The following is a 20872-nucleotide window of genomic DNA, read 5'->3' on the forward strand; positions in this document are numbered from 1 at the left end:
ATGGCTTCAACTCGCCCGGCGCACGGCTTCATCAGCATAGTGACGACGCGGCACTATGATGGGGGCACCATCGCCGGGGGCGTGGAGGATATCGACACTGGTCTGGTAGAGGCGATCGATAAGGGGCTTGGTCACCACTTCGCGGGCCGGGCCCATGGCGGCGATCTCCCCGTCGCCGATGGCGATCAGTTCGTCGCAATAACGGGCCGCCATCGCCAGATCGTGGATCACCAGCAGCACCGTCTTACCCTCGGCGGTGATGCGGTGAATCGCCTCCATCACCTCGGTCTGGTGGCCGATATCGAGGGCGCTGGTGGGCTCGTCGAGCAGCACCATGTCGCTGTCCTGAGCCAGGATCATCGCCAGCCAGGCCCGCTGTGCCTGACCGCCGGAAAGCGACGAGGCGCTCTGGTGCCAGATCCCCTCCAGCTGCATCCGCTCGCAGGCCGATCGCACCATGCGCGCATCCTCCTCGCTCCACTGATTGAACCAGCCCTGATGGGGGTGGCGGCCGTACTGCACCAGTTGTTCCACCAGGATGCCGGCGGGCAGGGTCGGCCGCTGGGGCAGATAGGCAAGCTCACGCGCCAACCCCTTCATGGGGTAACTGGCCAGGGGCTTGCCCTTGAGCAGTATCCCCCCGCTCTGGGGGGCCATCTGCCCGGAAAGCAACTTGAGCAGGGTCGATTTGCCGCAGCCGTTGGGGCCGACGATCCCCACCAGCTTGCCCTTGGGCACGCTGAAAGAGATATCGCGCAAGATGGTGGTCTGCTGATAGGCGAAATGGAGTCGGTTTACGGTGAGCGTCATCAGTCGGCCCTCTGGCGATCGTGAACAAGGAGAAACAGCAGCAAGAGGCCGCCGAGAATGCGGGTCATGATGCCGGTCGCCACCTCGTGGGGACTGGCCAGCACTCGAACCAGGGTGTCGCTGGCGAGCAGCAGCAGGGCGCCACTCAGAGCCGCCAGCCAGAGCGGCACGACTCTGTCCTTCACCAGCCAGGAGGCGAGGATGGGCGCCGCCATGGCGATAAAGACCACGGGACCGCCGATGGCGGTGCCAAGGGCCGCCACCAGAATGGCCTGAGCCAGGATCCCCAACTGCACCTTGTCGCTATTGACCCCGAGGGAGCGCGCCATCTCGGGGCCAAAACGCAGCACCGCCAGGGAGCGGGAGAGGTAGATAATCCAGGGGCAGAGCAGCAGCAACAAGATGACGATGGGGGTGATGGTGTTGTAACTCACCGCGATGAAACTGCCCATGTTCCACAGGTAGAGGGAGCTCAAGTGCAACAGCGCCTTGGTGGACATCACGAACTGGCCGAGGGCCTCGAGCATCTCGGACAGACCAATGCCGATCACCACGAACAGGTAACCCTGTTCACCGGGTTTGCGGCAGAGGGCATAGAGCACCAGCGCCGCGAAGATGGCGCCAAGCGGCGCAGCCCACCAGGGCCAGCTGCCCAGGGTCAGGTAGAGGGAGAAGATGATGATGCCAAGGGAGGCGCCATTATTGACCCCCACCATGTCGGGAGTTGCCAGCCGGTTGCGGATCAGGGTCTGTACCAGACAGCCCGAAAGCCCCATGGCCGCCCCCGCCACTATCACCCCCAGAATGCGGGGCAGCCGGATCTTGAACAGGGTGATCCCATCGAGGCGCGACCCTTCCCCCAGCAAGGTGTTGAGCACGCCGGCAAAACCCAGCTTGCCGCTGCCGACACTCAAGGCCAGCAGCATCAAGGCTGCCAGGGCCAGGGCCAGCAGCGTCAGCCAGCGCCAGCTCGGCAGATGCAGCAGGATGGAACGTTCGCTCGCCCGCAGGCAGAGCATATCGGTCGGTGTAAGCATCAGCGCCTCACTTGACGGTCAGCAGGGTACGAAAGCCCCCGCGACGCACGATGGCGATCAGCACGGGGGCGCCGATCAATGCCAGGATGACCCCGTTGGGCAGCTCGAACGGCTGGATCAACCAGCGCGCCAGAATGTCGGCCACCAGCAGGAACAACATGCCGAACAGGGCGGAGAAACAGACCTGCACCGACAGCTTCACCGGCTCCACCAGGCGACCACAGTAGGCCGCGAGGAAACCGACGAAACCGATGGGGCCGGCGATGGCGATGGCGCTGGCGGTCAGCAGGGTGGCGGCCAGCAGCACGCCGATCCGCACCCGGGTCGGCCGGATACCCAGCGCCTGGGCCTGACTGTCCCCCATCTGCATCAGGGTCAGCTGGCGGCAGAGCAGCAGGGTGAGGGCGAAAGCGAGCAGCACGAACGGCAGCACGGCGATGATGGCGTCCATATCGGCCCCCGCGAGGGAGCCCAGATTCCAGAAGCGGTACTGCTCCAGCACCATCTTGTTGGAGAGCAGCAAGAAGCTGGAAAGGCCGCCGAAGGTGGCAGACAGCGCCACCCCTACCAGGATGAGCTTGAGGGGATTGGAGCGGCCTATCATCATGCCGAGCCCCAGCACGATGAGGTTGCCAAGCAGGGCACCGAGCCCGGCCCAGAGCAGATAACCGTAGGCGGACTCGACCCCGAACCAGGTGAGCCCGATCACCAGGGCGAAGACGGCGCCGGCATTGACCCCGAGCAGACCGGGTTCGGCCAGCGGGTTGCGAGTGGCGCTTTGCAGCAAGGAGGCGGCAAGCGAGAGAGAAACGCCCACCACCATGGCACACAAGGTGCGGGGCAGGCGCAGGGTATCGAGCACCATGGCCAGCTTCTCGTCGCCGGCAAAGCGGGGATCCCCCGCCAGATAACCTATCACTTCACGGGCGCCATACACCCCGGCACCAGTGGCCAGGGAGAGGCAAAGCAGCATGAACAGGAGGAACAATCCCAGCCAGAGCAGATACGTCTGGTGTCTAAGCACCCTTGGCTCCTTTTGTTGATATGTATGGTTGAATCAGGGAACAAGGGGAGCCCGCGGGCTCCCCGAACGCATCACAGCTTGTAAGCCACGCCGGCGTAGACGGTGCGCCCCTCGAGGATCTGATCCGCCTCGGTCGCGACCCAGTCACGCTTGGTGTTGGTCAGGTTGTTGAGGCCGAACTTCACATCCAGCGCCCGGGTGGCACTCCACACGGCGCCGGCATCCAGGGTGTGGAAGCCCGCCGTGTTTTCATAGGTGGTGCCGCTCAGACGTGGCACGGGCAGGATCTGGCTGCCGGTGTAGTTCCAGCCAAGCCGGGTGCTCAGGGTGTCGATCACCTGCCACTCCAGAGTGGCGTTGGCGGTGTGCTCCGGCGTCTTGTAGAGATCCTTGCCGGTGGTCTTGTCTTCCCCGTCGATCAGGGTGAAGTTGCCGGAGAGGCTCAGCGTATCCGTGATATCGAACCAGCCGCTCAACTCCAGCCCCTTGATACGGGCCTTGCTGACGTTGCGATAAGTCATCACGGAGGGGCGCCAGGTGGAGGTCCACCCCTCGCTCTGGATCTTGTCCTTGATGTCGTTGTGGAAGGCGGTCACCCCGGCCCCCCACACGGTGGCGTCATAGGTGGTGCCCAGTTCATAGCTGACGGCGGTCTCGGGTTTCAGGTCCGGGTTGCCCACCACGGCGCAGCGACCGCGACAGGCAGCAATCCCGTAATCGGCGTTGGACTGGGCGATGGTCGGTGCCTTGAACGCCTTGCCGATCCCCCCCTTGACCACCCAGTTGTCGGTCAGGCTGTAGAGGGCATAACCGCGCGGGCTGAACTCGGTGCCGTAAGTCTCGTGGTGATCGACCCGGCCGCTGAGGGTCAGGGCCAGATCGCCGAAGCCAAACTCGTCCTGCAGATAGAGGGCGCTCTGATCGACGCTGACATCACTCCCCTTGAGGCTGACGTTGTGCTTGAGCTCGGTGATGCGGTATTCGGCGCCGCCGGTCAACAGGTGGCTGCCAAGGTTGCCGCTCAGCTGGCCGTCGAAGGTATGGTTGGTCTGGGTCACATCGCCGCTCTGTTTGGTCAGGACCCTCATCAGCTCGGAGTCATCGAACAGGTCGACCTGCTCGAAGGCGTAGCCAACCCGGCTGTCGAACAGATCCCAGCGCCCGACGTGGGTCGCATTGAGCCCCAGGCGTTCCATCTGCTGGATGTTGCGCGGCGTCTGGCCGTAGTTGTTCCAGTGCGCCTCCCGATCGTCCTTGGCGTAGTTCATGCCGACATCCAGATCCTGCTGCTCGTCGATGAGCCACTTGACGTTGGAGAGCATGCCGAGCTTCTCGCGCTGCTCGATGGCATCTGCCTTGGGGTTGATGCTCTGCTCGCTCTGCCAGGCATCCCTGTGGTTGCCTTCCACCACGAAGTTGGCCAGCAGCTTGTTGTCGATGAGCGCGCCGCCCACATAGGCGCTCGCCTTGTTGACGTCCCCGCCGTGACCATCGGTCGGATCGCTGAAGGTGTAAGTTGCAGCCGCCTCGGTCTGCTCCTTGGGCTGGCGCAGGATGACGTTGACCACGCCCCCCAGGGCATCGGCCCCGTAGAGGGAGGAGATGGGACCGCGGATCACCTCGATGCGCTCGATGGCGGCCATGGGAATGGCGGAGAGATCGAAGTCGTTGCCGTAACCGGAAGTCAGGGCATCGCGGGAGCTGATGCGCCGCCCATTGACCAGCAGCAGGGTGTAATCCCCCTCCAGCCCGCGCAGTTTGATCTCGCTGCGGCCATAGCTGGTGGCCGGATTGATGTTGACCCCGGGCAGCTGTTTCAGGGCCCCGGTCAGGTCATTGACGTTGAGCTTGTCGAGCTCGGCACGGGTCACGACCGAGACGCTGGCGGGTGCCGTCAGTTCACTGTGGCGAGTCTTGGTCGCGGTGACCACCAGGGTTTCATGGGCGGGATCGGCCGCGCCGGTTTGTGCTTGTGCCACGGCCGGCAAGGCAAAGAGGGACAACACCAGAGGATGAACTGCAAATAGTCGGGATGATGTACGCATCATCAACACTCCACATAGAACAGGAAAAGGCCAACACCACCGACATCCCTGTCTGACCTTGCCAGACCCGGCGCTGAGTGATTGGGCTGCTTATAGCACGAGCACAGGCCCATGCTTCTTCGCCCTGATATCAGTCGGCTCGGGCAGGAAACAGCCTGGCCATCCAGGGCGGTTCCTTCTCTATACGAAGGCGCCGTACCGACCGATTTCGGAACGGCGCAATACTAAATGCAAATCATTTTTATTTGCAAGAAATGAATCGGGTATTCTTTCGCGTCCGCTTAATTATCCATCACTTCGTGACGCGCCTGATGGTAAGCCTCCTCGCTCTTGCCTCTGCGCCAGTAAGGCACCGCATAAATGGCCTGGCGATCGACCCCCAGAGTTCCGCGTACATGGCGACGCAGCGGCAACACCAGCGCCTCTTCCCCTGCCAGCCAGAAGAAGCCTCCTTCCCGTTCAAGGGGCAAGCCCATGACATGCTCCAGCAGGCCGCTTGCTTCAGGCTCGCCGACAAACCAGTGGCAACGCACCCCGGTGGGCAAGGAAAGCGGCAGGGCGTCGGCCTGATCGGGTACCAGAATGGCGATCTCCCCTCTGGCATCGGCAGGCATCACTTCGCACATCGCCATGATGGCGGGCAAGGCGGTCAGATCCCCCACCAAACAGTAGTGATCTGCCGCTGGCAGCATGGGATTGGGGCCACCGGGCGCAGAGAGGATCGCCTTGTCCCCCGGTTTGGCCTGACCGGCAAAGGTGCTGGCAGGCCCGCCATCACCGTGCAGCACGAAGTCGATGTCGAGCTCCAGGGACTCGCGGCGAAAGGCTCGCAATGTGTAGGTGCGGATGATGGGCTTGTCTGTCGGCTGCTGCCAGCGCGGACCGTTTGGCGTCATGGTCGGCAGCACGGGCTCTGCCTGGTGGGATTGTGCCAGCATCACCTTGATGTGGGCACCGCCGCAGGTGTAGGGATAGTCGGCCAGTTCACTGCCGGTAAAACAGATCCGGCGCAGATTGGGGGTAATTTGGGTAACGGCTTTGACACTCAACAGACGGGGACGGTTGGGAGGCAGAGTTGGGGACACAGATGAATTCCTCTTGCAGTAGATTACCTATGCTACACGCAAACAAGAATCAGTATCAAATGAGATTTATTCCCGTTTCATCGGTTTGTATCAGGAGTGTGCCATCATAGTCACTGGAACCAGGCTCGCGGCGCCATGACGAAGGGGGATTTCCCCCTGCAAGCCAGCCCCTGTTCATGGCTGTACGGCGGTTTTGAGAGAGCCTGGGCAGGCCGCCATGCCACGGCGCCCGACCACAGTTTTTCGCGATCAAATTTTATTTCTCAATAAGTTTCCTATCCTTAGTGAAGCAGTTAATGTAAGCACAAGATGCCAAACAGGATTGTATGATGGATGACCAGATCCTGATTATTGATGATGACGATATCGTCCTTCCCGATAGCCAACAGGCTGGCTGGAAGGTGATGATCGTGGATGATGAGCCCGAAGTTCATCGCATCACCAAGATCACCCTGAACAAATTCGAGTTTGACAATCGTCCCATTGAGTTTCTGCATGCCTACTCCGCTGCCGAGGCCAAAGAGCTGCTCGCCACAACTCCTGATGTCGCCCTGCTGCTGCTGGATGTGGTGATGGAGTTCGATCATGCCGGCCTGGATGTGGTGAAGTTTGTTCGCGACGAGCTGCAAAACAAGATGGTGCGCATCGTGCTGCGTACCGGGCAACCTGGCCAGGCCCCGGAAGATGACGTGGTCACCAACTACGACATCAACGACTACAAGGACAAAACCGAGCTTACCTCCCAGAAGCTGCGTACCCTGCTGCGGGCCAGCCTGCGTTCCTATCGGGATATCCGCACTCTGGAGAGTAATCGCCAGGGGCTGGAAAAGGTCATTGAAGCCTCCAAGGGGATCTTTGAAAAGCGGGCCCTGCGCCAGTTTGTCGAAGGAGCACAGGCCCAGCTGACGGCCCTGCTTCATCTGGGAGAAACCCAGATCTATGATCTCAAGCAGTCGGCCTATGAAGTGCGGGATCAGATACTCGAACCCCTGCTGCCCGGCTTGCCTCCGCTGCGATTGAGCGACGCCCCCGAGATCCTGCGCCAGGCCATGGCCAGCAGAGCCAACGTCTACGCCCCGGAGCAGATGGTGCTTTACTGCCAGAATCCGCGCCACCATCTGCTGTTTCATATCGAGACCTTTCGCCAGCTCAGCCAGATGGACACGGGTCTGCTCACCCTGTTCACCGAAAACATCATAGTGGCGCTGGAGAATATCCGGCTCAACGAGGTGATCGCCGACAACCAGCGGGAGATCATCTATCGCATCGGTGAACTGGTCGAGACCCGCTCAAAGGAGTCGGGACTGCATGTCAAACGGGTCGCGCTCTATACCGAATTGTTCTGCCTGCTGCTTGGCATGAGCGAGGAGCAGAGCGAGCTTATCAAGCGCGCATCGCCCTTGCATGACATCGGCAAAGTGGGGATCCCGGACTCCATCCTGCACAAACCTGGCAAGTTAACCCCGGAAGAGTGGGAGATTATGAAAACCCACGCCCAGCTCGGTCAGGACATGCTCTCCGGCAGCGATCTGGCGCTGTTCCAGATTGGGGCCACCATCGCAGGCAACCACCATGAAAAGTGGAATGGCAGCGGCTACCCTCGCGGTCTGACAGGGGAGAATATTCCGCTGGAGGGGCGCATCGTGGCTCTCGCCGACGTGTTCGATGCTCTCGGCTCTGATCGCTGCTACAAGAAGGCGTGGCCACTGGACAAGGTGCTGGCCCTGATAGAAGAGGAGAAAGGGGAGCATTTCGATCCCAGCCTGGTCGAGCTGATGATGGCCAATCTGGACAAGTTCCTCGAGATCCGCGAACAGTACAAGGATGTTTATATCGGCGAGCACTAGCCGTCCCCTTCCCACATTGGCCTGCGACAGACACAGCAAGGCGCCAGATAAAAAAACCGCCCATGGAGGGCGGTTTTTTTATCCCGATGGCCTGTGTCACTGCTCCGGTAAGTTGAGATCCAGCTTGGTACTCGTGTCAGCGGACTCCGGGCTCTTAGCCTGTACTGCCGCCAGCGCCCGCTTCAGGGCCCGGCGTTTTTGCAACACCACAAACCCGACTCCACCGAGCACCAGCAGCAACACGCCTCCCCCGGCCAGCACCCAGACCAGCCAGCCCATCTCCTCTTCCTGCGGCGCTTCAACGGGCTGCGCGCTGGAGACGACAGGCGCCACCTCAACCGGCGGGGGCGGCGGGAATATGTTGAAACTCTTGCCGGGCAACAGGATCTTCACTTCGCGCCCCAGCAAGTTGGTGCCATAGAGCGTGGCTTGTACCTCGTACTGCCCTGGGTCCTTGATCATCGACAGGTCGATATTCAGCCTTGGGGCGGCCCCCGTCTGGCTAAAGGGATAACTTCCCCCCTCTTTGCTCGTCACTTTGCCCTGGATCACCACGGAGGCTGGATCCAGTTCATCCCGATCGATGAGGAATGCCATCTTGGCCCCTTGCACGTCAGAAGGCAGCTCCAGGTTATAACTGAACGGATAGGGGTAGAGCAGCACATCCTGATAACGGGCACGTTCAAACACCTGATTACCCGTGCTGAACATGGCGCGGTATTTGCCGGTCGGAATATCTTCCAAGACCGCCTCTGCGGTCATAACCCCATCCCCCGGCTCCTCGTCAAGCCCCTTGCCATCGTCATGATACTGGCCGAGCACCTTGTCCAGCACCACCTCCTGCTGTTTGTCATCGCTGTACGACTGCAACCTGACGGTCATCCCCAGCTCGGAGAGATAGTAGTTGTCTGCAGGCTGCTCCCCCGCTATCTGCAACCAGGATTTGAGCTTGATCACCTCTCCCTGATAGAGCTGCATCGGCAGCGCCTCAATATCCAGCTTGATATCGGAGAGGATGCGCACCCGGTTGTCCGGAACCACCTCCCCTATCGCCTGCCAGGGGCCCGGCATGGGATTGCGCAGGGTGATGAGATCATATTCTGGCAATGCCAGCCAACCCACATCGGCAGGCTTGACCCGGCCCACATAAAGCTTGCTGCCATCGGGTCGCACCAGGATCACCGACGGGGTGCCCGCCTTGCGCTTGATGATGAAGGTGATCTCCTTCACTCCGTAGTCGATGCGAAAGCGGTTATCCAGCAAGGGGATGTCGGAGGGCGCAAACACCTCGGTCGCCGCCGCCCCCAGCGAACAGAGCAACAGGAGAGAAGCCCACCACCTGCTCATTGCCGCCACAGACAGCTTCCCCCCTTCTTTTGCACCAGATCCAGCCTCGCCTCGTGCAGCGCCTGCACCTCGGCGCTGGCCCGCACCACTTTGAGAGGCGGACGATGGCTTTCTAGCCGTCGGATGCTGGTGTCCTGGCTGCTCTCGCTCTCATTGCTTTCGGTCGCCAGATTCAACTTGGTCTGGCCACCCGTCATCAACAGGTAGACGTCCGCCAGGATCTCCGCATCGAGCAAGGCCCCGTGCAAGGTCCGGTGGGAGTTGTCTATGCCGTAGCGATCACAGAGCACATCCAGGTTGTTGCGCTTGCCCGGGAAGAGGTCCCGCGCCATCGCCAGGGTATCCGTGATGCTGCAGATATCGGCGGTCTTGAAATCGAGTCCGAGCTTGCTGAACTCGTAGTCCATGAAGCTGACGTCAAACGGCGCGTTGTGGGCGATGAGCTCGGCACCGCGGATAAACTCGATGAACTCGTCGGCGATCTGGTTAAAGGAGGGTTTGTCGGCCAGGAAGGCGTCGGTAATGCCGTGCACCTGCACCGCTTCCGGGTCCACCAGCCGATCCGGCTTGATATAGACGTGGTAATGGTTGCCAGTCAGCTTGCGGTTGATCACCTCCACACAGCCGATTTCGATGATGCGGTGACCCAGATAGACGGGGCCGCCACCTGTGTTCATACCTGTGGTTTCAGTATCCAGAATGATCTGGCGATTCAGTTGGGGTGTGTTCATGATCCAATCTATGTCAAACTTCGGCTTTACCCGCTAGTTTACCCCAAGCCTTCAGCTAAAACAGATTGATTACTCATGTTAAAACAGATTGATTTATTCACGGATGGCTCCTGCCTCGGCAATCCGGGCCCGGGCGGTTACGGTGCCGTCATGGTTTATGGCAAGCATCGCAAAGAGATCAGCGCCGGTTTTCGGCTCACCACTAATAACCGGATGGAGCTGATGGCCGCCATCATGGGCCTGCGCACCCTGAACGAGCCCTGCCAGGTTCGCCTCACCACAGACAGCCAGTATGTGCGCCAGGGGATCACCCAGTGGATCATCGGCTGGAAGAAAAAAGGGTGGATGACAGCCAATCGCCAGCCGGTCAAGAATGTCGACCTGTGGCAGGCGCTGGATGCGGAAGTGAGCCGCCACCAGATCGAGTGGCTCTGGGTCAAAGGGCACTCCGGCCATCCGGAGAACGAACGCTGTGACGAGCTGGCCAGAGAAGCTGCCTGCGGCAAGCAGTTGGCCGAGGATACCGGCTACCAGCCCTGACGCGCCATTCCCGGTGTGGCCAGCGATTTTGGCAACTGCCAGCGGCGTCGCACCGGGATGAGTGGAAAGCGCCGCTTACGGGCGGCAATCACATAGACAGAGGCAAATCCCCGGCAATAATCCCGTCCCAGGCTCTCCCGCCACCAGCTATGCCAGCTTTGTCGCCCCATGAACGAGTAGCCAAAGCGTTCATCGAACATCACCTCGCATCCCAGCAACTGCAACCAGTCCGTGACCCGTCCCGGGGTAAACATCCGTGCCGACCAGGGCAACCTGCGCCGCAGCACCGGCATGTAGTGCCCGATCCCGACCAGACTCAGCGGGTTGTAGCCGCTGACGATCAGCCAGCCATCGTCGGTCAGCACCCGTTCGGCTTCGCGCAATACCTGATGGGGATCGGCAGAGAAATCGAGACAGTGGGCCAGCAGACAGGCATCGACGCTGCCGGTACGCACCGGCAAGTCCAGCGGATCGCCGTACATGTCGAGCAGCCGACCTTCGGGGGCGACACCGATCTGGTGGCGAATGGAGGAGCATTTGCAGGAAAGCTCGGCGCTCAGGGCACCAATTTTCAGCAGATGATAGCCAAACAGGTTCGGGCACCAGTTGTCGAGCCGCTCCTGAATTTCACCCGCCACCCAGTCCCCCATGGGCAATGCGGACCAGCTGGTCGGGATCTCGATTTGTTGTTCGGTACGTGCCACCTGCATAATAGGGCTCAACTCGGGGTTTCGAACGCCATCCTGTTATATAAGATACCCTCCCTAAAGAGAAGCAGACTCATGTATCCAGTGATCACAGTTCCAGCCTTTAACGACAACTACATCTGGTTGATCCGACACGAAAATCATTGCCTGGTCGTCGACCCGGGCGACGCGGCTCCGGTGCTGGAGCGGCTGGCCGCACTGGAGTTGCAACTCGATGCCATCCTGCTGACCCATCACCATCACGATCATGTCGGCGGTGTTGGCGAACTGCTCGGCCACTTCCCCCACGCCAAGCTGTATGGGCCCAAACTGGACCCCATGCCGGATCACCACGGCCAATGGCTGGAGGATGGCGATCAGATCAACTGGCATGGTCTCGCCCTTGAGGTGATCCATGTACCCGGCCATACCCGTGGCCACATCGCCTATTACAGCGAAGGCATGCTGTTTTGCGGTGACACCCTCTTCTCCGCTGGTTGCGGTCGCCTGTTCGAAGGGACGGCGGAGCAGATGTATCGTTCGCTAGAGCGGCTCGCCGCCCTGCCCGACGACACCCTCATCTATTGCGCCCATGAGTACACCCTGTCCAACCTGCGCTTTGCCTATGCAGTCGAGCCGGACAACCCGGCGATCCAGCGCCAGATCGGGCTGATCAGCAAACGGCGCCAACAGGGGCTGCCCAGCCTGCCCAGCCGGCTCGGAGACGAAAAGTCATTCAACGTTTTTCTGCGTTGCGAGGCGGACTCGGTAAGATTTTCTGCTGAAAAACACGCTCTAAAATGCGTGGAAAATCCGGTAGATACCTTCACCATCCTGCGCCAATGGAAGGACGTTTTTTGAGCAAACCTTGATCAGGGGGACGTTGCCCCTTATGATGCGGGCTGTTTTTGTTACAAATGACCGGAACGAGATGAAGGTACGAACGGCCTTATTGGCAGCGCTGTTGCTCAGCGGCTGCCAAAACCTGAGCCATCAGGGTGACCGGGCGCTAACGGCAATCGAGCCGATCAAGTCCCCCCAGGTCAATAAAAAAGCGAATAAAAAACATGCTTCACGTTTCGTTTTCGGCGATGAACAGCTGGACGAAATGGAAGATACGGACAATCTGTGGGTGCGTATCAGCGATGATATGCAACTGGATACCCCGGATAACCCCCGTATCAGGAAGCAACGCGAGTGGTTGCTGCGCAACGACAAGCATCTGGCGACCATTGCCAGCCGGGCTGAACCCTACCTATATCTGATGGTGGAGGAAATAGAACGGCGTGAGCTGCCAATGGAGCTTATTACTGTTCCGATGATCGAGAGCATGTTCAATCCTCGTGCTCGCTCCCGCAGCAATGCGGTCGGTCTGTGGCAGTTTGTGCCCGCCACCGGCCGAAACTTCGGCCTGCGTCACGACAACTGGTATGACGGTCGCCGGGATGTACTGGCGTCCACCAATGCGGCGCTCGACTATCTGGAATACCTGAACCGCTTCTTTGATGGCGACTGGCTGCAAACCCTGGCCGCCTACAATGCCGGTGAAGGGCGGGTTCGCAACGCCATCGTGCGCAACCAGCGTGCCGGTCGCCCGACTGACTACTGGTCCCTCGATCTGCCGCGGGAAACCCAGATGTACGTGCCCAAGATCCTGGCCATGGCAGACATGCTCAGTAATGCGGACAAGTACAACATCAAGTTGCCGGTGCTTGCCAACCAGCCCAAGTTGCGGGTGGTCGAGACGGGCAGCCAGATCGATCTGAACGTGGCTGCCCAGCTGGCAGGCCTGCGCGTCTCCCATCTCAAGGAGGTCAACCCGGCCCTGAGTCGTGGCGTGATGTCCCCCCGTGGCCCCTACCGGCTGCTGGTACCGGTCGAATACGCCGATACCCTCGAGCTGGCGCTGGCGGATCTGCCCAAGAGTGAGCGTATCCGTACCCGCTCCTATCAGGTGGTCAGTGGAGACACACTGTCGCGCATCGCTCAGAACCATGGTGTCAGCGTGAGCGAGCTGAAACTGGCCAACAACCTGCGCAGCAACAACCTGCGCCGTGGCCAGCAGCTGGTGATCCCCCTTGGCGGCAAGGCAGTGGTCAGCAGCCAGCCCACGGTTGCCAGCAAGCCGCAGCAGCTGGCGAGTCGTGCGAGCACGTCGAAGAACAAGGTGAGCTACAAGGTGCGCTCCGGCGATACCCTATGGAGCATCAGCAAGATCCACGGCGTCTCTCACAACGAGCTGGCCAAGTGGAACGGCCTGAATGCCAAGTCGGCCCTCAAGCCGGGCATGAATCTGGTGGTCTATCCCAAGCAGGGGAAGAGCAACAAGTCGGTGGTTTATCAGGTTCGCCGTGGCGACTCCCTCTCCTCCATCGCGGCACGCTTCTAGGTGGCCATCAACGATGTGATGCGCTGGAACCAGCTCGACAAGGGGGACTACCTCAAGCCGGGCCAGGAGCTGACCCTGTTTGTGAACAACAACAGCTAAGCGCGATCCACGCCTTGACCCGATACAAAAACGGGGCCAGTCAACTGACTGGCCCCGTTTCTTTTCAACGCGGTAGCGACTAGTCCCATAGCCGGGTCGGCACCACCAGCAGCACAGTGCGCTGCCCCACCTCCACGTTGGCATTGGGGAAGACGATGGCCTCGCGCGGCTTTTCAACCGTGTATCTCAGATCCCCATCCTCAGCCAGCACGAACCCCTGGGGGAATTCGGTGAAGTTGTCCACGTCGCTGGCGAACAGGAAGCGAAAATGTTCGGATCGCTTGTTGATCACCCGATCGATGGCAAACAGGGTGAAGTCCTCGGCGCGCCAGGGCTCCAGTGCCACCTCATCTTGGGTCACCAGCTCCTGCAATGCGACCTTGGTCTCGATGAAGCGAGTCATGTCGTTCTCGCCAAACGGGCGTACCTTGCCAAGCTCCACCGTGAAGGCGTGGGCTCCATGCTGGTGAGAGCTGTAATAGCTGAAGGTGGTGGTGGGGCCACCGGAGAGCAAGATGGTTCTCACTCCGCAGGCCCCGAGAAACTGAACCTGCTCCCGGCAGTGGGGGCGATCGTGAGGGAAGGGATAGACGGCAAACTTCTCGTGGCGCGAGCCACGAATGGCGGTGTGCAGATCGTAGTGATAGCGCGGGCGGTCCGGATCGGCGAAGAAGCGGCTCACATACTGCTCGAGGCGCATGGCGCGGATCCGCTCCCGGTTGCACAGCCCCTCCCCCTTGCTGTGGGCGCCAGAGAAGAGGCGGTTCATGTTCTCCTCCACCTCCCGCACCCCGAGGTTCATGGCGGCCGGATTGCCAAACAGGAACAGGATCCGGTGACGGGCCTGCAACTCCCCCTCGAGCAATCGGGTCAGCAGCTGGTTGCAGATCTCGATGGGGGCCGTCTCGTTGCCGTGAATGCCACAGGAGAGCACGATATCCTTGCGCCCGCCCGGTTGATCACCGGCCCCGGAGGCGGGCTCGAGGCAGAGCACGCCGGTATCCCAGACACTCACCCTGTCGCCATTGGCCAACGCATAGGAAAAGGGCTCGAGCTGCCACTCATGGCTGCGGGTCAAGGCCAAAAAATCATGCTGGGGAATCATCCATCTCACCCTCTTGCTCTGAAACACTAGGGTGGATTATACGCAAGGCGACGCGGCTTAAAATCCGTTTTTTAAACGGATTCAAACATTAATGATACAAGTTGGCGAACAGGCTGGCGCAGAAACCAATAGGGTCAAGGGCAACCGTTAAAGGGTTGCTGGCGGGGAAAAACAGCGTGGTGCAGCCGCTCGATCACTGGCTGGTAAGGGGGGATGGGGATCAGCAGAACAACGAGGCATCCATGCCCGGTCGATTAACCACGCCAGAACGGCTTGGTGGTTTCCTGATAGCGATCGGCTTCGCTCAGACCGATGTCCTTGAGCAGGTACTCGGGCAGCTCGGAGAGCTGGCGACGGCTGCGGCTGCGCTCCAGCCAGGTCAATACGGTCATCTTGGCACGAGCGATCAGGTTCAGCTCGCTGTCGTGGTGATAACCGGCTTGGGTATAGGTCATGTTGGCCATGGTATGGCTCCTCCGGGTTCTGATGTTTGCGCACTGGGCTTGAAGATGATGCGCAAAGCTTAGTCAGGGGCCGGATCCGTCTCAATTGACGAATTTTGATACATGACATTAGCAAAACTAATGGTTAAATGCGCAACGATGTAAATTTAACTCGTTGAATATAAAGGATTAATAAAACACGAACAGCAGCCGTATGCTGCCACAGCATATTGTGCTGGGCAGGAACCCTCTATCTATGCAATTCAGCACGCATCCTATGCATTCACAGCATGCCACCCCTGCGCCGATAACTTCGTCTTTACAGCGTTTTGTTAATTTATTGATCTTTCATTGATCGTTACTTAACCCAATGACACACAAAAGAAACCTGCCTGGCGCCGTCTCTTTCCCATGCATAAGGCCAGCAGCCATCCACGACTTGGCGCCTCGCCGCCATGCTGGTATGGTTATTTATACAGTAGTTTGCCTATCACCGAGCCCGCTCCAGGGCCGGATGCGACAACAGGATCATCGATGGACACCTTTACCCCTACCGCCGCCCTGCGCCAAAAAATGGAGGCGATTGAAGATTCACTGGCCCGGCTGGCCGCGCTGCTGCGCCAGCTCGAACTGAAAGAGGCCCATGTCTACCCCCTGCCCCCGGTCCCGCAGGGGGAAGAGCACGACCCCATCGAGCGAATCGAAGTGGGCTATCTATGTGGAGAGGAGGCGCTCGCCGCCACCCTGGCCGCCTATCAGGATCACAGCGCCCGCCCGGGTTGCTCCACCAAGGCGACTCATCGCCTGCCCGGCTGGCTGCGCTTCCCGGCCGCCACCGCCCCCCTGCTGGCCCCCCTGATTGAGGAGATCAACCGCCACAAGCTCGAGTTCAAGGGGCTGGTGCAGCAGGCCGGCGGGCGGGACGAGAAGTTCGAGCTGGTCCACACCGCCCTGCCCGGCGTCATCACCCTGCAGGTCTATCGCAAGCTGACCCTGCTGGAGGGAGAGCTGCAATCATTGGGATTTACTTGGGCCGACAAACAGACCATCAACCGCCTCAGCAGGGAGCAGGTGCTGGAGATGCTGGAGCGCAGCCGTCGTTACGTGCCGGCCCTCTCCAACAACGAGGAGTGGAGCAAGATGGTGGATCAGGAGGTGTACGACATCCGTCGCCTGCCCGCGGATGCCGAGCTGCGGATCCGCCGCCCGGTCAAGACTCACCCCATGATCAACCTGCTGTGGCAGGCGCGCACGCCCCGCAAGCAGCAGATCAAGGCGAGCCTGCCCCTGCTGCTCTGCGCGGACAGCTCCCCCGCCGTGACTCATCTTGGCCACTACCCGCCCAAGAGCCGGCAGGCGCGGCGGGATCGCAAGATTGGCGGTGAACCCATCATAGAGCGGCTCCACCTCTACCTCTATCAGGGGTAAGCGGCGCCCGCTCCTGTACAGATTGACCAAAGAAAAGAGGGGAGCATCCGCAGATGTTCCCCTCTCTTTTACCCTTGGCAGCGCGATCTTAGCTCATCAGCAGGGCCCGCAGGCTCTCCACATCGAGGCCACGCACCTCGGACTGGCCACTCAGCAGGCCATCGGCCAGAGCCCGTTTCTCGTCATGCAAGGCGACGATCTTCTCCTCCACCGTCTGCTCGCACACCAGGCGATAGACGGTGACCGGCTGGGTCTGCCCCATCCGGTGCGCCCGATCGCTCGCCTGATCCTCCACCGCCGGGTTCCACCAGGGGTCCAGGTGCAGCACGGTATCGGCCTGGGTCAGGTTGAGCCCTGTGCCCCCCGCCTTGAGACTGATGAGGAACAGCGGCACGGACTCGCTGCGAAAACGCAGGATGGAGTCCTGACGCGCCTTGGCCGAGCAGGCTCCATCCAGATAGCAGTAGTCCCACTCTCGCTGCTCGATCCGCGCGCGCAGCAGGCTCAGCAGATCGACAAACTGGCTGAACACCAGCACCCGGTGGCCGCCGTCGATGGCCTCCTCCAGCAACGCCATCGCCTCGTCCAGCTTGCTGCTGGTCTGGGACCACTCCGGCATCACCAGCTCGGGGGAGCAGCAGAGCCGGCGCAGCCGGGTCAAACCGCTCAACACGTGCATCAGGGCGCGGCCATCGGCACTTTGCACCTGCTGCACCACCTCGCGCCGGGTCGCTTCGTAGAGCTGGCGCTCCTCGGGGGAGAGGCTGATGTGATGGATGATTTCGGTCTTGTCCGGCAGTTCGGTCAGCACCTCCTGCTTGAGACGACGCAGGATGAAGGGGCTGATCACCGCCCGCAGCAGCGCCATGTGCTGGGGATCCTTCACCGCCTTGCCAAAGCGGCGCTTGAACTCGCCGAGGCTCCCGAGCAGGCCCGGGTTGATGAAGGTAAACAGGCTCCACAGCTCCCCCAGATGGTTCTCGATGGGGGTGCCGGAGAGGGCAAGACGAAAATCCCCCTCGAGCTGGAACAACAGCTTGGCCCGCTGGGTGCCGGCGTTTTTGATCTGCTGCGCCTCATCCAGCACGATGGAGGGCCAACTGCGTGACTTGAGCACCGCCGACAGGCCGCCGAGCATGCCGTAATTGAGCAGGATCACCTGACCTGCTTTGGCCTCGCGGATCACCCCTTCCCGCTCGGCAGGATTGTCGACGGTCACCACCTCCAGCTCGGGGGCGAAGCGGGCCACCTCCTCCTGCCAGTTGGTGACCACAGATTTTGGCACCACCACCAGCGCAGGGCCCAGATGCTGGCGCATGCGCAGCACGATGAGGGCCTGCAGCGTCTTGCCAAGGCCCATGTCGTCGGCGAGACAGGCGCCGAAGCCGTGATGGGCCAGGGTCGCAAGCCAGCGCACGCCATCCTTCTGGTAATCCCGCAGCGCCTCGAGCAGCTCGGCCGAGCACTCGACCTCCTGTTGCCACTCCTGCTGCAGGTTCTGCCAGGCTTCATCCCCTTCGGTGGTGATGACGGAGAGCAGCCGGGTCAGGGGATAGGCCAGCTTGTTGTTGATCCGCTGATCTTCGTCCAGCATGGCCCCCAGCATGGTGAGCCGCTCTACCAGCTTGTCGCTCAGCATCAGGCTGGTCTTCTCGTCGAGCTGAACGGTGCGCTGACCCGGGGTCATCTGGCGCAGGATGAGGCGCAGATCGAGGATCTGGTGCTCATCGAGGGACAAGGCCCCCTCCACCTGGAACCAGTCCTGGCGCCGCTCGATACGAAGACTCAGGGCCGCCTCGTCCAGGCTCTTGAGGCGGGCGCTGTCCTGATGCCAGTGGATGACCACGCCGTTATCCACCAGCTCGGGCAGGGCATTGACCAACGCCAGCGCCTGCTCCCCCTCGAGTCGCCACTCGGTGCCGGGCAGGCCGATGGGCAGGGCGGCGCGAAGCACTTGGGCCTGCTCCTTCTCGACCGCCAGATCCCGCTGCCAGTAGCAATACTCCTGGATCCCCTGGCGCACGATGGCCTCCCCCTTGCCAAGAGGCTGGGGGGGCACGTCATCGAAGCGGGTCACCAGCCTGACCGAGAGCTGGCCATCCTGCCAGTCCAGCTGAACCGACGGGATCCCTGGCCAGGGGGCCAGTTCGGCATTGCCTTGCAGTCCTGGCACCTGGCTGTGCCAGGGCAGATCCGGGATGGCATCCAGGGTCTGTTGCAGCTCTGCCAGCCCTTCGGCGGGCAGCAGGGGGATGGCTTCGAGAGCCGGCAGGCGATCGAGCAGAGGCTGGGGGGTGAGGATAAGCTGCCACAAGTCCTGCGCCAACGGCATGATATGGGCCCCGCGCGCGGCAGCGGCCGGAATGAGGCGGGCGCTCATCCCCTGCTCCACCGCCACTATCTGCAGCAGGGGCGCGGTCAGCGCCAGCTGCAGCTTCTGCCCTCTGGCATTGAACAGCCGCGGGTGATTGGCAAGGGGCGCCCACACATCCCGGGGCAAGCGGCTCATCACCCGGGGCAGGGTGCGCACCAGCGCCCAGTCGTGCTCATCGAGCAGGGCCGCATACTGGGTGGAAAGCAGGGTGGGATCGACTCGGCGACCGGCGGTCCACTCCCCCTTGGTGCTGAGCTTCTGGATCTTGCACTCGAGCTCGGGACCGTCGGCGTGGAGCAGCCACACCAGCCGCTCCTGGGGCTTGCGTACCCCGCTGGCACGCCCCAGCCCCTGCAACCAGTTGAGCCAGTTGGCGGACGCCGCCGTCTTATCCTCGTCGCTCTCGTCGTCATCCTTATCGCCCTCCTGCAGCTGGCACAAGGGCGCCCCCTTGACCGTCTCCTCCAGCAGCAGGCGCAGCAGATCCTGACAAAAACCCATCAGCCTGTGATGGGGCTCGGCATCCAGCAGGTGGGTGAGATCCCACTTGTGCAGCATGGCAACCTGGGGACTCTGGGTGCCGTGGCGAGCCAGGGCACAGAGATCGAGCCAGAGGTAGCCCCAGTGCAACTCCTCCACCGGCAGTTGCAGGGTATCGAACAGACCCACGGCCTGGCCGTGGCGCTCCCCCGCCCATTGGCTGAGCAGGTCACCCAGCAAGGGGAACTGGCCCGCCAGGCTGCGCTGCCACTTCTTGCGCTGCTCGCTCGCCACCACGGGATCGGCCTGCTGCAACCAGCCCAGCCAGAGCAGGGCGCTGAACGAACGGGGCCACTGCCCGGCCTCATGACTCCCCTGCCACTGGCCGAGGGCAGTCAGCAGGCGCTCGCCAAGCGGCCCCGGCGACTCTATGGCCAGCGCCTGCAAGGCGGGCCAGTCGGTGCTCACCCCGTCGTCGTCACCACAGAGCCAGCGCCACTCAGCCTCGAATGCCCGGGCGAGGGGTTGCACCTCGGGGGCGCAGCGATGCAGCTGGCCAGCCAGCGGCCACTGCGCTTCATAAGGAGCATCGAGCAGCAGTTGCAGGGAGAAGTGCTCCAGCAGCAACTGTTGCCAGGCGGGGCTGGAGCCTGCCAGCAGTTGGTAGGCATCCGGCGTGTCGAGCAGGGTCAGCAGTTCGCTGGCCGAGAAGTAGGCCGGAACCTCCCCCGCCTTGCCGCGACACAGCTCGCGCACCAGGGCGTGGGCGAGATCCTGACCGGTCAGGGAGGAGACCTTGTGCCAGTCCGGCGCGGGACAAAACCCGCCACGCACGCCCAGGATCAGCGCCAGCGTTCCCTCGGCCGTCAGGCTCCACTGCTGCTCCCCGCGCAGCCTCACCAGTCCGGTATCTTGCAGCCGGAGCAGGTCGCCAGGCAGGGAGTGACCCAGCCCCAGCTGCTCTTGCAGCAGGCGGGTACTGGCAATGCGCTGCAGTTGCAACGCGGTGAGCAGGGCATAGCTATCCGAAGAGAGAGTGGAAACAGACATCAAGACTCACGGGCAGGTGCAAAAGCGGAATTTTAACGGTAAAGCGCCAGCGGCTCGACCCTTGACAACGAAATAACGCAAAAAAAAAACGGCCATCCATTGATGACCGTCGAAAGTAACGAAGGAAATAGCTGGATTCACCAGTTACCTCCCACAGCGGGAAAATCGGGAGCGTTAGCCCCTAATTCGTGGTGCCAATGCTAGAGGTTGACGCACGAAAAAGCTTTGAAGCGGATCACAGTTGAAAAGGATTTCTGAAAACGCTTTCACTTTTGACCCGCAAAAATAGCTAAATGGAGCCAGATATATGGGCGTTCTGACACATCAAAAAGACGATGGGATAGCCCCTGCC

15 protein-coding genes and 1 pseudogene are annotated in these 20872 nt (G+C 61.2%); 5 read left to right on the forward strand and 11 right to left on the reverse strand.

What is annotated here, in order from left to right:
• Positions 1 to 6: 6 nt before the first annotated feature.
• The 5 genes from MRK42_RS13620 to MRK42_RS13640 all read right to left on the reverse strand — a co-directional run bounded on the left by MRK42_RS13620 (position 7) and on the right by MRK42_RS13640 (position 6001).
• On the reverse strand, positions 7 to 810 hold the full coding sequence (locus MRK42_RS13620; protein WP_354688314.1) for an ABC transporter ATP-binding protein: 804 nt from the start codon (positions 808 to 810) through the stop codon (positions 7 to 9).
• A complete protein-coding gene (locus MRK42_RS13625) occupies positions 810 to 1847 on the reverse strand; it encodes an iron ABC transporter permease (protein ID WP_342016818.1) in 1038 nt (345 codons plus the stop codon). Before MRK42_RS13625 ends, MRK42_RS13620 begins: the two co-directional genes overlap by 1 nt.
• 7 nt (positions 1848 to 1854) lie before the next feature.
• On the reverse strand, positions 1855 to 2871 hold the full coding sequence (locus MRK42_RS13630) for an iron ABC transporter permease (RefSeq protein WP_354688315.1): 1017 nt from the start codon (positions 2869 to 2871) through the stop codon (positions 1855 to 1857).
• A 71-nt stretch (positions 2872 to 2942) separates the two neighbouring features.
• On the reverse strand, positions 2943 to 4916 hold the full coding sequence (locus MRK42_RS13635; RefSeq protein WP_354689054.1) for a TonB-dependent receptor: 1974 nt from the start codon (positions 4914 to 4916) through the stop codon (positions 2943 to 2945).
• A gap of 281 nt (positions 4917 to 5197) precedes the next feature.
• On the reverse strand, positions 5198 to 6001 hold the full coding sequence (locus MRK42_RS13640; protein WP_354688316.1) for a siderophore-interacting protein: 804 nt from the start codon (positions 5999 to 6001) through the stop codon (positions 5198 to 5200).
• 329 nt (positions 6002 to 6330) lie between these two features.
• On the opposite strand from MRK42_RS13640, the gene MRK42_RS13645 reads away from it, so the two are divergent.
• Complete coding sequence (locus MRK42_RS13645) at positions 6331 to 7848, forward strand: HD domain-containing phosphohydrolase (RefSeq protein ID WP_042028494.1); 1518 nt, start codon at positions 6331 to 6333, stop codon at positions 7846 to 7848.
• 96 nt (positions 7849 to 7944) lie between these two features.
• Here the strand turns inward: MRK42_RS13645 and MRK42_RS13650 are convergent, their stop codons facing one another.
• Positions 7945 to 9195: a TIGR03503 family protein gene (locus MRK42_RS13650; RefSeq protein WP_342010763.1), complete on the reverse strand. Its 1251-nt coding sequence runs from the start codon at positions 9193 to 9195 to the stop codon at positions 7945 to 7947.
• On the reverse strand, positions 9192 to 9926 hold the full coding sequence (gene dnaQ, locus MRK42_RS13655; protein ID WP_026457476.1) for a DNA polymerase III subunit epsilon: 735 nt from the start codon (positions 9924 to 9926) through the stop codon (positions 9192 to 9194). Before dnaQ ends, MRK42_RS13650 begins: the two co-directional genes overlap by 4 nt.
• 75 nt (positions 9927 to 10001) lie before the next feature.
• On the opposite strand from dnaQ, the gene rnhA reads away from it, so the two are divergent.
• Positions 10002 to 10466, forward strand: coding sequence for a ribonuclease HI (rnhA, locus tag MRK42_RS13660; RefSeq protein WP_042069971.1), 465 nt, complete (start codon positions 10002 to 10004; stop codon positions 10464 to 10466).
• Here the strand turns inward: rnhA and MRK42_RS13665 are convergent.
• Positions 10454 to 11176: a methyltransferase domain-containing protein gene (locus MRK42_RS13665; RefSeq protein WP_042028490.1), complete on the reverse strand. Its 723-nt coding sequence runs from the start codon at positions 11174 to 11176 to the stop codon at positions 10454 to 10456. The two genes, rnhA and MRK42_RS13665, sit on opposite strands and share 13 nt — an antisense overlap.
• Before the next feature lie 72 nt (positions 11177 to 11248).
• On the opposite strand from MRK42_RS13665, the gene gloB reads away from it, so the two are divergent.
• Both gloB and MRK42_RS13675 read left to right on the forward strand, forming a co-directional pair.
• A complete protein-coding gene (gloB, locus tag MRK42_RS13670) occupies positions 11249 to 12013 on the forward strand; it encodes a hydroxyacylglutathione hydrolase (protein WP_026457479.1) in 765 nt (254 codons plus the stop codon).
• A gap of 70 nt (positions 12014 to 12083) precedes the next feature.
• A pseudogene (locus MRK42_RS13675) lies at positions 12084 to 13640 on the forward strand (LysM peptidoglycan-binding domain-containing protein).
• Positions 13641 to 13719: 79 nt separating this feature from the next.
• Here the strand turns inward: MRK42_RS13675 and astE are convergent.
• Complete coding sequence (gene astE / locus MRK42_RS13680) at positions 13720 to 14745, reverse strand: succinylglutamate desuccinylase (protein WP_342010761.1); 1026 nt, start codon at positions 14743 to 14745, stop codon at positions 13720 to 13722.
• Positions 14746 to 14999: 254 nt separating this feature from the next.
• Positions 15000 to 15209 (reverse strand): DUF1127 domain-containing protein, encoded by a 210-nt coding sequence (locus tag MRK42_RS13685; protein WP_026458132.1) that lies wholly within the window; start codon positions 15207 to 15209, stop codon positions 15000 to 15002.
• A 513-nt stretch (positions 15210 to 15722) separates the two neighbouring features.
• On the opposite strand from MRK42_RS13685, the gene MRK42_RS13690 reads away from it, so the two are divergent.
• Positions 15723 to 16616: a DNA replication terminus site-binding protein gene (locus MRK42_RS13690; protein WP_342010760.1), complete on the forward strand. Its 894-nt coding sequence runs from the start codon at positions 15723 to 15725 to the stop codon at positions 16614 to 16616.
• Positions 16617 to 16704: 88 nt separating this feature from the next.
• On the opposite strand, the gene MRK42_RS13695 is transcribed toward MRK42_RS13690, so the two are convergent.
• The gene (locus tag MRK42_RS13695; protein WP_354688317.1) at positions 16705 to 20520 is read right to left on the reverse strand and encodes a DEAD/DEAH box helicase; all 3816 of its coding nucleotides are present in this window, start codon (positions 20518 to 20520) and stop codon (positions 16705 to 16707) included.
• Positions 20521 to 20872 lie beyond the last annotated feature (352 nt).

Source organism: Aeromonas sp. 19NY04SH05-1 (assembly GCF_040581895.1).
GTDB classification, from domain to species: Bacteria; Pseudomonadota; Gammaproteobacteria; order Enterobacterales; family Aeromonadaceae; genus Aeromonas; species Aeromonas enteropelogenes.